Below are 11,830 nucleotides of genomic sequence, written 5' to 3' on the forward strand. Positions count from 1 at the left end.
AGGCCTCTCCTCATGTTCTGTTTAGCCGAAAACGATGGTTCCGCACATCGTCATGGCGTCATTGCGATTGCTGCACACGCCGCACACTTGGTAGACGAAGCATGGCAGCATTCAGAGTCAACTAGAATGCGAAATCTGTTTTCATGTCAGCGTCATCGTTAATCTGGGGCAAGTTCGGTTTCTGCCTGCTCTGGTTTCACTTTTCCCGCCAATAGTGCTTCATACTGAGCGTCGTCACGGATTTCCTTCACCTCGCTGGAAGTGAATCCCACCAAGCGGACTCCGTCGAGCCCCTCGGTTTCGAATGTCACCGGGTGGTAAGGGCCCATTTGTCCGCCTCGTAACCCATATCGCACCTTGATTTCTGCTTGGTCGCGTTCGGATATGAACAATGATTCCAGGTTGCTTCGATCGATTCCCATTTGTTTAAGGTTCTTCGCAACCCTTTCTTGCGCGAGTAACTCAATGAATTCAGCCTTGTCACTCGGGCCGTCGAAATTGCCATTGCGATGCTGAAAAAGCAAATAACAGTTCGCAAGCCTCTGAACGTTGTTCTTGTTGAGCTCAGCCACCTGCTTGCTGAAATCAGGTCCACCGCAGCCGAGGCAAGTGAACACGATAACTAACGCACAGTTAAAGATTCGTGCGAAGGTTCTGGGACTGAGTGGGTAGGAATCCATAGAACAAAATCGATTAGCGTGAAATGGGAATCATGTAGATGATTCGCTGATAAACTCTGCCTAGAGCTCAGGCGCGACGCGACCAGTCGAACGACGACCAAGGATCGCAAGCGTCAACCCGTCGACGTCATCATTGACGAATCGAACGGACCCATCGGCATAGACCGCAAGCATGCCACCCGAATGAGCGGAACCGAGTCCTCGATCGCCGGCATAACTTCCCGATTGTTGGAATCGCTGGTTGACTGCGGTGCCGTCAGAAATAACGGCTTGCCCACCTTGCTGAAAGTCAATCGGAGTGACGGGTCGCATGATGTCCCAATCGCAGCCATCAAAGTAGCTTTCCGCATCCCACCAGTTTCCATCAGAGGGAGGGTTGTCGCCGAATGTGTAACGCTCAGCGGCGATCGATTTCTCAGCGATCATCAGAACATTTGAAGTGCCGTCCTCGATGGCACTGCTATCTACTTTTGAGTACCGGTGCAACATTAACGGGCGAGCTGAGGGATTGCTCTCGTAATCGCTCGCGTTGCCGCGGAAATGGCCTGCTTGCTTGATGACACCTGTACACAATTGCAACTCTTGAACCTCTTCAAACGGTTTGCTGTGTTGCATGCCAGCATCCCAGTTCCAAGCCGCCGGAAGGCTCGAGTCCCGTAGTTTAGCATGAAACGTGGGGGATGCAACGATGCCGCAATAGTCTCCAACGGGGTAGGGGCCATCACCTGTCGGCAAAAAAACGTAGGAGCGGTCACCACGGGACGGACAGTTGAAAAGCGGAACCCTTTGGAAACGGAAAGCCGACGAACCTACCATCCCTTCAGCCTCGCGAAGCTGGGTGAGGTTCCCCTGCTCCGCGTAGTTGAGTATCTGGAATGACCAGCCCAGGTTTTCATCAGGCGTGACGGCCTTCATGTGACCCGCCCCGAAAACCCCACCGCCGTTATAGCCGGCCGTCGGATAATGTCCCAGCGCGGACTCTTGATTGAGGCACGCTAAGCCAATTTGTTTCAAGTTATTCTGACATTGTGTTCGTCGAGCCGCTTCACGTGCTGCTTGAACTGCAGGTAACAGGAGCCCGACGAGAACTCCGATGATCGCTATCACCACGAGCAGCTCGACAAGTGTGAACCCTAGGGTGCCATGTTGCCTGTGACGCGGATTGAGACATTTCTGTTTTTTCATCGTGTTCCGTTGCTCCTTCTTTGGCATGGACCGTGTCGATCGCCAGTGAAGCGTTCCCTGTGCACGCCACTGCCTCTTCCTAGCTAAGGGTCAACCCTCTTGCCTGCCCCCAGGAGGACAAGCGAATTGTTAAATCATTCCAGCCAACTTGACGTCTAATTGAAAGGTTCGCATTGAAGGCTTGCACCCGGCGTGCCATCCGCAGACGAATCGCCGGGTGCACGTTCTTCTAACAATTATGCACGTCGACGTAGTACAGAAAGCATCGCAGAGAGACTCCCAAGCAGCAGGAGTGCTGTTGAGGGCTCTGGAACTGCCCCCGCGGATGCGACTGATGGGTTGGCATTATTACCATAGTTATCCAGAAAGTCAGTCAAGCCCTCCGGGGTTCCGTTAGTACGCTGCCACTCCAGGAAATCTCCGCCATCGACATCTCCGTCGCCATCAAAGTCGCCAGCCGTAGCATTAACCGGTGCGATTCGCCATTCCTGAATTTCCAATTGATGGACGCCAGCATTGAATGTTGTGAGACCAAATTGCTGAGCCTTGATGGGGTCCATGCCGCCAAATGCGTCGATAACCGACTGATCGCCTGCGTTTCCGAAATCGCCGAATGAGTAATTCTCAGGGGAAAACGGCACGCTGATCGTAACAAACTCAGTCGCTCCCTCTTCAAGTCCGCTAATATCGGCACGGAACTGCGCGAAATCGAAGTCGCCATCGTCATCAGGGTCTACATTGATGCGGAAATCAATTTCGGTCGCTCGTGTCTGATTAACGGGGTCATCCAGCGGCAGTAAGCGTACGTCCATCTCGAACTGAGCTTGGCCTCCTCCTGGGATCTCGAAGACTTCACCGCCTCCAAATTGCTTAACCCAGACGCCACCCTCGGTTTGATTCGAGTCTTCACTTACAGGCAGGGGGTCGCGTAAGAGGATGACGTTGTTGACCGTATCAGCTATGATCCTAGGCCCCGTGGCAGGACTGATCATCTCTGCCAAACTGCTGAAGTTACCACCCTGAGCAAAGGCTGCAGCATCGATCCGTACCAGCGGTGCTGTAGGGTCGGCTTCTGCCGTCAGCAAGATGTTGTCGAGCGAGAAGCCGTGACCTGAGACAAAGGTTTCATTAGGGTCAACACCAGCCTTATTGATGTTCGCTTGAAAGGTGAATCCGGTTGTGCCTAGTGAATTGAGGCCCGTAATAAAATCCGACGCGTCGAGAGTAGAAAGTGGAATGTTGAAGGACTGAAAAGCCCCCGCGGTATCAAGTGCTCCCAGCCCTAAGTCAAGCGGGAAGGCGCCACTACCCATACCATTGGGCTGCAAACGTACACCGTTGAGTGTCGCACCACCTAACGTAGCGATGTCGAAGCTAAGGTTCACTCGGTCAATGTTTTCTTGAGCAATTGAACCACTTACGAATTGCCCATCGAGGGCAAAATCAAATCCCGTCAATCCACCACCAGCGAAAGCAGCATCGGCAAGAAGAGTCGCATTGGTTTCGTTGATGCGAACGCGTCCAACAAATCCACCGTTACCGAACGCGTTATTATCGTAGCTAACGTTTAGTGGGTTCCCCCCTGGGTTGTCGGGTCCTGAAAACCCAAAGCCACCTGTTGGAGTGTTGTCAAAATCGAAATCCGCAATCGTATTGATTTGGCCGTATGATCCAGAGGTAGTAAGCAAGCACAACGCAACCGCAGTGAATGCATGAAACGACGCTCGAAAAGTCATCAGAAGCCTCTAACTGAGTTTTAATGGAGAATAACTGCCAGTAGTTGGCAATCCGACTGCCTATCACCAGCGAACTTTTGCCGTATATATCCTTCTCCCTGCACCTGTCGGCGGGCCAACTGAGGGAGCTTGACCCACCGACAGTGTGAGGGAAGTCTCTACAGACTACTTACGGCGTTGACACACGCCCAAAGCAAGCGTGCCGAGGCCGAATAAAGCTAGGCTTGAGGGTTCGGGGATGGTTACGCCGGTGACACTGACGTCTTTGACGAAAACATTCGCTGCGGCAACGACTGAGTTATTACCCTGATCGCCGTCTTCACCCGCTTGGGGAAGCTGAAAAGCAAATTCAAAGTGAGTAATCGGCGCGCCAGTCATATCAACCGCAGGAATCACAACGCTAAAATCCAAATCCTGAAAGCTCGTTGCGTTATTCATGTCAGCAAAAGGTCCGAAGGCTTCGACCCGATTGGCAAACTCACTGCCACCGCCGAATTGCAAGTTGCCATCGTTGTTTGCGTCGTTATAAAAGCGAAATTGCAAGCGAGCTGCAGTTACCCCAGGGTTGGCCGTTGAAAGGAACTTGCCGACGGCGTTGAGTGTATCGCCCGGTGCTAGACCAAAGCTCGATAAGTCGATAAAGTTCGGACCATAGAGATCAGAGAATGAGGCGAGTGGGTCGCCCGTAATATTGGTGCTAGTACCACCCGTGGGGTCCGTGACACCTACCATGGAATCATCGAGCCCAAAACGGGCGTTAAGCTCATCGCCGTTTGGAGCATCAATCACCACAACAGTTGCGGCTGATGCGCCAGAGACACTAATCAGCGCTGCAACACATGTGGCAGCAAAAAACTTCTGAATCATTAGAAACTCCTCCCAAAAAGAAAAAACAAAAGAATCTCGGCTAATCTGCTCAACTCGCAAGCTGAACGTCTGCCCCGACTAGCTGGACATCACCTGACGCATAGCAACAAGATCATCTCGATTCGTTTAACTCCGAATCCCAAATAATCGCCCGAGTCAATGCGTTTGCACGCAAACTCCCATCGAGTCGAACGAGCTATAGCCTCTCTAGTAGGAAAACAGCGCGAGAGGCCGGATCGTCAACAATTTAATCGTATCGATTGGAGAAAAATTATTGCAAGCTATTGCTGAAACCGTCTCCCGCGCGCAAGTCACTTAGGTAAAACCATTTACGTCAAAATATGGGCGTTAGAATGCGGGAGGCAACCTATGTACTCCCTTGCTGTTGGGGGCTGAGCGGGCTTGAAGCTGGTGATCGTACAAACCCGAAAGATTATCGTTGACAAACACACCGATTGGTTCGTTTGTTAGTTAGCGGAGTTCAACTAGAAGCTCTAAATTTCTCGGTAGACTGTTGTCGGCTCCAATGGGTAGTTGCTGAGGACTCAGATTATTCCCGGTAGTTATTATGCGACCCACCAGCGATTCCAACTTCGAGAGGTCTCAAACAACATCGTCTGCATCGAGCCAGCCAGGATCGAGTCAGCCAGCGTCAGGTGGCGAAGTCACTGATCGCGGAGTCACTGAGGAGTTCTATCAGCTTCTTACCCAACATCAATCACGTCTTCGTGGCTTTGTTAGGTGTTTGCTATTTAACGCTGCCGAAGTCGATGATGTGTTGCAAGAGACGAATGTGATTCTCCTACGCAAAGCGAGAGGCTTTCAGCCGGGGACGAACTTTTGGGCATGGGCGAGCACAGTTGCCCGTTACGAGGTGTTGTCACACTTCAAACGGTTGGGGCGAAACAAGCATGTTCTCAATAGCGAACTGATGCAAGAACTAGTGGTTGTCGTCGAAGAAAGGCTTGAGAATCTCGAAGAGCGCCGCAGCGCACTCTCTGAATGCTTTGAAAAACTGACACCCGCCCGCCGGCAATTATTAGAGATGCGATACAGTCTAGGACACTCAATTGCGGCGATTGCGGAAACAACGCAGCGTCCTGCCGGCTCGATTCGACAAACGCTGTATCGGATTCGTCAAACTTTAATGGCTTGCATTTCCGCACGCCTCAAGGCGGGACAGACCCCAGGCATTTAAGTCCGTTTCAATGAACTAGAGATATTAGATACTTAAACACTTACGGACAGCACCAATTATTATCTTATTATCTTTTAGCGAAGAGCAATGAAACACCCCTACTCCGAAGACGATTGGGCAGATCTGCTTCAGAGAATCGTTGACGATGAAGTTTCAAGTGTTGACTTAAAGCGTCTAGAAGCGATTCTGTTGGACGATGGTGCGAAACAAGGAGAGTTTGTCGATTATCTTTTGATGCATGATCTGCTTGACGAATGGCTTGGTCCAGAGGGGCTGATCGGTGCCGTTGACATGCTCTCCAGTGATGAGACGCTGCCCCACTCGCCTAGCGTAGTGTCAGCAGGAGCCTTGGCGTTAGAGACGAAAGCGGAGCGAAGATTCTCAGCGAACTTAGTTTGGGGCCTCGCGATTGCTCTCTTAGTCGCGATGGGTACTTGGGCCTACTGGCCCATACGGCATCAACCGAATCGCTTCGCAAAAGCAAGTTCCGATGAGAAACACACTCAAAACGAAGCTATCGCAGTTGCCCGGCTTGCGAGCGGCTATCAGGTGCAGTTTAGCCAAGACAAGCAGCCAGAAGGCGACTCCTTTCGAGCCGGAGAATATCGCTTGGAGCGTGGGGCCGCAGGAGTCATCTTTGATAATGGTACGAAACTGGTCGTTGAATCTCCAGCAGAATTTACGATCGTGAATAGCATGTCGGTCGTGCTACACCAAGGAAAGGTTCGAGCTCACGTCCCCGATGCGGCTAAAGGATTTACGATCTCCACACCCGACTTCGAAGTTGAAGATCTCGGCACGGAGTTTGGCGTTTCGGTGCTCGATGATAAAACAGCCGATGTTCGCGTGTTTTCAGGCAAGGTGCGTTTGCTGCAAGAAGGAGAACTCCTCAAAGAGTTGGCTGTCGGCAGCGGAGATTCTTGGTTGCAAAGAAATGGTCCCGAAATAGCAAACATCCGCGGGACTAGCTACCTCACTTCGGCTGATCTGGGACGTCGGCGATGGAACGAATTCAAAGCTGAACTCTTGACTGATCCCACGCTCGTTTTCTATCTCGACTTCGAGCGAATTAGTCGAGAACCCAGCCGTGTCGCCAACGTTGTACGCAATGATGAGATGTCTGACGGTGTCCGACGCGGTAGTGCGATTGTTCAAGGTCGCTGGCCAGGTACGAAAGCCATGCTGTTTGAAAGTTTCGATGATTCGCTGGATGTTGACATTCCTGGAGAATACGAGGCATTTACAATTACAGCTTGGCTACAACTTCATTCGTTTAGTTGGCCCTATCAAACGATCCTCAATTCAAATGACTGGAGGCAAGCGACCCACCATTTCAACATCATGCGAAATGGCTCGCTCGATGGCGGTATTCGTCGTGACGAGAATAAAGACTTCGAGAATTTCAGGATTCACTCAAGCGAAGGAGAAATACAAGTCGGCGATTGGAAGCTTGTTTCGTGCGTCGTGAATGCACGGCTTGGTCAGGTCAGCTACTATGTTGATCGAGAACTGGTCTCGGGTAGTAAAGTTGAGCTTCCGCAGTCCTTTTTGACTTTTGGCCCGAGTACCATTGGCAACTGGGGGCACACGCCAGATTTCGCGCCAGGAGGCCCCCTATTCTACGATCGCCCGCTCTGCGGTCGCATCGACGATATCGCACTTTACAGTCGGCCATTGACGGCAAAAGAAATCAGTGAACTTTACAGGGCCGGAAATGGTTTCAAGTAATCGACTTCTAAGCTGCTTCCTTGGATTTTGCTACGCTTATGCCTTCGGGTGGTCAGCATTCGCTGCCGAAAGTGAAGTCCTAGGGCGTGTTCATATTGAGGAGAATCATTTCGGCAAAGTAGTTGTCGCCGCCGACGACCAACCCATGCGCGGAACGTCAGTGATGATGAATAAGTATCAGCGGCACAACGGGGAGACACGCTACTTCTACGATCCAGAATACTGGCAGATGTTGAGGGCTAATGGCATCACAGCACTTCGCATAGCGGTGTTTGATCCTTGGCAACGGGCCCACGGTGATCCGGGGGACACCACGCCCTATCCGCATGGCGACTTTAGTGATCTCTACGATCAGGCGGAGATGTTCTATGAACTGGACTATCTCATTGAGACGGCTGGCAAGCATGGCATGTCGGTTCTCGTCAACTACCACAACACCGGTGGCTATCGCGATCCCGACCATTCTCAGCCGACGAACGAGAAGGGGGAGTTCCCCTACTTGGAATCAATGGATGAAGTAGTCAACTTTTGGGAGCTCGTGGCCCCTCGTTACGCAAACCGCACGCACGTCTTTTACGAGCCACTGAACGAATACGCAAAATGGCGGCCCGACAACTACACAGATGAAGTACTCGGAGATACGTATCGCATCTACGAAGTGATTCGCCAGCGAGCCCCTCAAACTCATATCGTTTTGCTATCTTTCGCAAACCACATCCCACAAGACCCAGTAAAGCATTCGATGCTCAAAACCGCGCGAAAGTTGGCTGCGTTGGGAGTCGATTTTTCCAACGCATCGGTCGCGTTTCATCCCTACAACCCGAAGCCTGAGCATGTGAATCCCGAAAAGTATATTCTGGAACTGATGGCCGAGTATCCCGTCATTAACACGGAGCAAAACTTTCCAGTGAAGTCGATAGAAGAACTCGACTGGCTCGACGCCAGCGGTTTAGAAGGTGACAAGCTTGGGGTGCAATCAATGGAGCGGCTGGGTATCAGTTGGTTCCATTGGAACATCGATACGCCGAAGAGATTTCGTGACTACTACATCGGCAAACTGCTACCGGATGCCAAGGAGAAAGGATATCTTTGGCAAGCGGCAAGTCAGGAGCACGAAGCTGATCCTGTCCCAGAATGACACGGCTGACTGCTTGCTCTAAAACATCTTACCGGCGAAAATACCTGCACCTTCGATGCTGATCGAGTGAGATCGAAACGGCGCACCTATGAACTTCCGCAATAGCAACGACTTCGCTTCAGAACGGCACCAATTTTTTGGGTACCCCAGAATATATTCACTGACCAGTACAAGCAAGTTTGTGTGCAGCGTCCGAAACGGATTCGAACGTACTAGAGCTCCTAATAAGTGATGATTTCATAATTGCTATGCCGCTAACTCAGCGTGCGAGTCTCGTCGGCAAGCAATTCTACTTCCCAACACGTTTTTCTAAGCTGCTTTAGTTTATGCCATCTACGCTAGCACCTGACCTGTTGAGTTCAGTAGCGGTCGCCATAATCCTGGTCACGAGCATCTCTACAAGAGCAGAAGAGTTAGCTCGGCCCAACGTTGTACTCATTCTTGCAGATGACCTAGGGAATCACGATCTAGGTTGTATGGGTAGCGACCTCCACCAAACGCCCAACATCGACGCGTTTGCCGAACGAAGCGTTTTGTTCACGAATGCCTACGCTCAACCCACTTGTTCGCCGAGCCGCGCTGCCATCCTCAGCGGTAAGAATCCAGCCCGCCTAGGGATCGTTGGTCATGGTGGAATTCGTTCGATGTCAGGCGGAGGCGAATTCTTAATCGCGGAAGAATACACTCTCGCCGAGGCGCTGCGTGATGGAGGCTATTCGACATGCCATATCGGCAAGTGGCATGTCGGCGTCAACGAAGATACCGTGCCTGAAGCTCAGGGCTTCGAAAAAGTAATCGCCTCGAACGATTTCTGTTGTCCTGGGAGTTTTCATTATCCCTATCGAAACAAGAGTAAGTCCGGGAAGGCCCTCGAACGCAGCGCCGTACCGGACTTGGAAGGCTACCAATCGGGCGATCATCTTACTTATTGTTTGGGCGAAGAGGCGGCCAAGTACCTGGAAAGCCGCCGCGGCAACGATCAACCCTTCTTACTTAACCTTTGGTACTACGCGGTTCACACACCCATCGAGGCAAACAAAGAAAAGGTAGATCACTTCAAGGATCTCGTGACGCCACGCGCAAACCACGACAATCCCAATTATGCGGCACTCGTTTCGCATCTCGACGACAGCGTAGGTCGAGTCCTTTGTGCCCTGGAGGATAATGGCTTGGCCGAGAATACCATTGTGATCTTTTTTAGTGACAACGGTGGCGAGGTTCGCAAGGGCATTACCTCGAACGCTCCACTCCGGTCAGGAAAAACAACCGTCTACGATGGTGGCACACGTGTACCACTCATCGTCCATTGGCCGGGCGTTACGAAACCAGGAGCCCAATGCGACGAAAGCGTTGTCGGGCACGATCTCTACCCGACGCTCCTTGCGGCCACCGGTGTTTCAGGGCGTTCCGATCAGAATAAAGCGATGGACGGCGTAGACCTGACGCCGCTGTTGCGTGACTCCAGCGGTCGACTCAAACCTCGCTCACTGAAATGGCTGCGTTACGGTGAAGCCGTGCATTATCCGACCTACGGCGACGATCCGGTGTTCGGCCCTAGTGCAGCGATTCGTGAAGGGGATTGGAAGATGGTTCGGCGTTATCCTACGCCACATGGTTTGGAAGAGCGATTCGAGTTATTCAACCTGATAGACGACCCCGGCGAAACAAACAATCTCGCCGCGTCTCGTCCTGAGATACTCGATCAACTGAAGGGAGAGCTTACCGACTGGCAAAGCGAAATCAAGATCCCAAGTTATCGGGCATTAGCCTACCCTGCTTTTGAAAAGCTGGAGCTGCGGGAATAGCGATACGCATCTAATCGATGGCTTGTTACGGCTGTTAGCTGATGATCGATTTCACAACGTGCGCAGGTTCAACCCCGCTGAGTTTGAGGTCGAGTCCCTGAAACGGATACGTGAAGCGATGATGCTCGATGCCGAACAGGTGCAGTAGCGTTGCGTGCAAGTCATGTACTGACACAACATCCTCGACTGCACGGTAACCGAGCTCATCGGTTGCCCCGTAGACGATACCGGGCTTCACTCCGGCACCGGCCATCCAGATACTGAAGCTATTGATGTGGTGATCTCGGCCAGTCCCCTGCGCCATGGGCGTGCGTCCGAATTCGCCACCCCAAATCACCAAGGTGTCTTCGAGCAAGCCGCGACTCTTGAGTTCAGACAACAGCGCCGCGGTGGCTTGATCGGTATCTCTTGCTGATTTTTTGAAATCTCTTTCCAGGCTAGAGTGGTGGTCCCAACCACGATGGTAGAGTTGGACGATACCAACGCCCCGCTCTAGGAGTCGTCTAGCCAACAAGCAATTCGAAGCGTAAGAACCATCACCGGGAGACTTGATATTGTAAGCCTTGATCGTGGTCGCCGACTCGTCTCGCATGTCGGTCAGTTCTGGAATGGCGGCTTGCATGCGAAACGCCATTTCGTACTGGGCGATGCGAGTGTCGATTTCCGGATCGACTACGCGTTTCTGCATCCCCACATTCAATCGGCGGATCTCATCGATCAACTCACGCTGCGTGGCGCGATCGATACCGCGAGGGTTATCGATGTAGTGGACTGGTGCCCCCGACGCTTGGAACTGGACGCCTTGGTACCGGCTGGGTAGAAATCCAGCGCTCCACTGTCGCGCAGAAATTGGCTGCGAGCCCGGTCCGGACGAGGACATCACGACGTAGCCTGGCAGGTTCTCCGTTTCTGCTCCCAAGCCGTACAACAGCCACGACCCCATGCTGGGACGGCCTTTAATGATTGAGCCACTATTCAAGAAGGCGTGTGCCGTATCGTGATTGATTTGCTCGGTGGTCATGCTGCGAATAATGCACAGATCGTCAACATGTTTGCCTGTGCGAGGAAACAGGTTCGACCACTCGATGCCGGACTGCCCAATTTTCTTGAATTCAGCGATCGATTTGCGGGCGATCAACGGCTTGTTTTGCAGTTGAGCAAGTTGCTCCCCTTTCGTGAACGATTCAGGAAAGGGCTGTCCGTCTAGCCGGTCCAACTCTGGTTTGGGGTCCAACGACTCAAACTGACTGGGCCCGCCTGCCATGCACAGGTGCAGGAGGCGTTTGGCACGCGGCGCAAAGTGGGGCAGGCCTTTTTGACTCGGCCACGGATGTGCAGCATTCGTGGCGCCGCTTGCTTGCCCGGCCGCAAGTGAGGCTAGCGCAAGCGAACCCACTCCGGCAAACGATTGGGACAAGAAGGTACGTCGTGCGATTTCAAATTCGGCATTCATGGTTTCGCTAGATGGCTCAAGCGGGACAACACGGCGTGGT

General features: G+C 52.3%; 9 protein-coding genes. 4 read left to right on the plus strand and 5 right to left on the minus strand.

The features are described 5' to 3' along the window. Positions 1 to 158: 158 nt before the first annotated feature. The 4 genes from RIB44_09300 to RIB44_09315 all read right to left on the minus strand — a co-directional run bounded on the left by RIB44_09300 (position 159) and on the right by RIB44_09315 (position 4,468). Positions 159 to 680 (minus strand): hypothetical protein, encoded by a 522-nt coding sequence (locus RIB44_09300; protein MEQ8616775.1) that lies wholly within the window; start codon positions 678 to 680, stop codon positions 159 to 161. A 60-nt stretch (positions 681 to 740) separates the two neighbouring features. Next, positions 741 to 1,865 carry a DUF1559 domain-containing protein gene (locus RIB44_09305; protein ID MEQ8616776.1) on the minus strand — a complete coding sequence of 375 codons (1,125 nt, stop codon included), beginning with the start codon at positions 1,863 to 1,865 and terminating at the stop codon, positions 741 to 743. 236 nt (positions 1,866 to 2,101) lie between these two features. Next, positions 2,102 to 3,601 carry a PEP-CTERM sorting domain-containing protein gene (locus tag RIB44_09310; GenBank protein ID MEQ8616777.1) on the minus strand — a complete coding sequence of 500 codons (1,500 nt, stop codon included), beginning with the start codon at positions 3,599 to 3,601 and terminating at the stop codon, positions 2,102 to 2,104. Positions 3,602 to 3,766: 165 nt separating this feature from the next. Beyond that, on the minus strand, positions 3,767 to 4,468 hold the full coding sequence (locus RIB44_09315; protein MEQ8616778.1) for a PEP-CTERM sorting domain-containing protein: 702 nt from the start codon (positions 4,466 to 4,468) through the stop codon (positions 3,767 to 3,769). A gap of 568 nt (positions 4,469 to 5,036) precedes the next feature. Here RIB44_09315 and RIB44_09320 point away from each other — a divergent pair. The 4 genes from RIB44_09320 (at position 5,037) to RIB44_09335 (ending at position 10,337) form a co-directional block, all read left to right on the plus strand. Further along, the gene (locus tag RIB44_09320; GenBank protein MEQ8616779.1) at positions 5,037 to 5,666 is read left to right on the plus strand and encodes a sigma-70 family RNA polymerase sigma factor; all 630 of its coding nucleotides are present in this window, start codon (positions 5,037 to 5,039) and stop codon (positions 5,664 to 5,666) included. A gap of 87 nt (positions 5,667 to 5,753) precedes the next feature. After that, entirely contained in the window at positions 5,754 to 7,394 is a 1,641-nt protein-coding gene (locus tag RIB44_09325) for a LamG-like jellyroll fold domain-containing protein (protein ID MEQ8616780.1), read from the plus strand. After that, a complete protein-coding gene (locus tag RIB44_09330; protein ID MEQ8616781.1) occupies positions 7,381 to 8,532 on the plus strand; it encodes a cellulase family glycosylhydrolase in 1,152 nt (383 codons plus the stop codon). The genes RIB44_09325 and RIB44_09330 overlap by 14 nt, the downstream gene beginning before the upstream one ends. A 326-nt stretch (positions 8,533 to 8,858) precedes the next feature. Continuing rightward, the gene (locus tag RIB44_09335; GenBank protein MEQ8616782.1) at positions 8,859 to 10,337 is read left to right on the plus strand and encodes a sulfatase; all 1,479 of its coding nucleotides are present in this window, start codon (positions 8,859 to 8,861) and stop codon (positions 10,335 to 10,337) included. 34 nt (positions 10,338 to 10,371) lie between these two features. Here RIB44_09335 and RIB44_09340 read toward each other — a convergent pair whose 3' ends face one another. Continuing rightward, a complete protein-coding gene (locus RIB44_09340) occupies positions 10,372 to 11,790 on the minus strand; it encodes a DUF1501 domain-containing protein (GenBank protein ID MEQ8616783.1) in 1,419 nt (472 codons plus the stop codon). Between the last annotated feature and the right edge of the window lie 40 nt (positions 11,791 to 11,830).

This window comes from Lacipirellulaceae bacterium (genome assembly GCA_040218535.1).
GTDB lineage: Bacteria > Planctomycetota > Planctomycetia > Pirellulales > Lacipirellulaceae > Adhaeretor.

Excerpts from the sequence above, each read along its gene's own strand:
- RIB44_09300 (MEQ8616775.1), bottom strand. The coding sequence starts at position 680 with ATGGATTCCTACCCACTCAGTCCCAGAACCTTCGCACGAATCTTTAAC.
- RIB44_09305 (MEQ8616776.1), bottom strand. The coding sequence starts at position 1,865 with ATGAAAAAACAGAAATGTCTCAATCCGCGTCACAGGCAACATGGCACC.
- RIB44_09310 (MEQ8616777.1), bottom strand. The coding sequence starts at position 3,601 with ATGACTTTTCGAGCGTCGTTTCATGCATTCACTGCGGTTGCGTTGTGC.
- RIB44_09315 (MEQ8616778.1), bottom strand. The coding sequence starts at position 4,468 with ATGATTCAGAAGTTTTTTGCTGCCACATGTGTTGCAGCGCTGATTAGT.
- RIB44_09320 (MEQ8616779.1), top strand. The coding sequence starts at position 5,037 with ATGCGACCCACCAGCGATTCCAACTTCGAGAGGTCTCAAACAACATCG.
- RIB44_09325 (MEQ8616780.1), top strand. The coding sequence starts at position 5,754 with ATGAAACACCCCTACTCCGAAGACGATTGGGCAGATCTGCTTCAGAGA.
- RIB44_09330 (MEQ8616781.1), top strand. The coding sequence starts at position 7,381 with ATGGTTTCAAGTAATCGACTTCTAAGCTGCTTCCTTGGATTTTGCTAC.
- RIB44_09335 (MEQ8616782.1), top strand. The coding sequence starts at position 8,859 with ATGCCATCTACGCTAGCACCTGACCTGTTGAGTTCAGTAGCGGTCGCC.
- RIB44_09340 (MEQ8616783.1), bottom strand. The coding sequence starts at position 11,790 with ATGAATGCCGAATTTGAAATCGCACGACGTACCTTCTTGTCCCAATCG.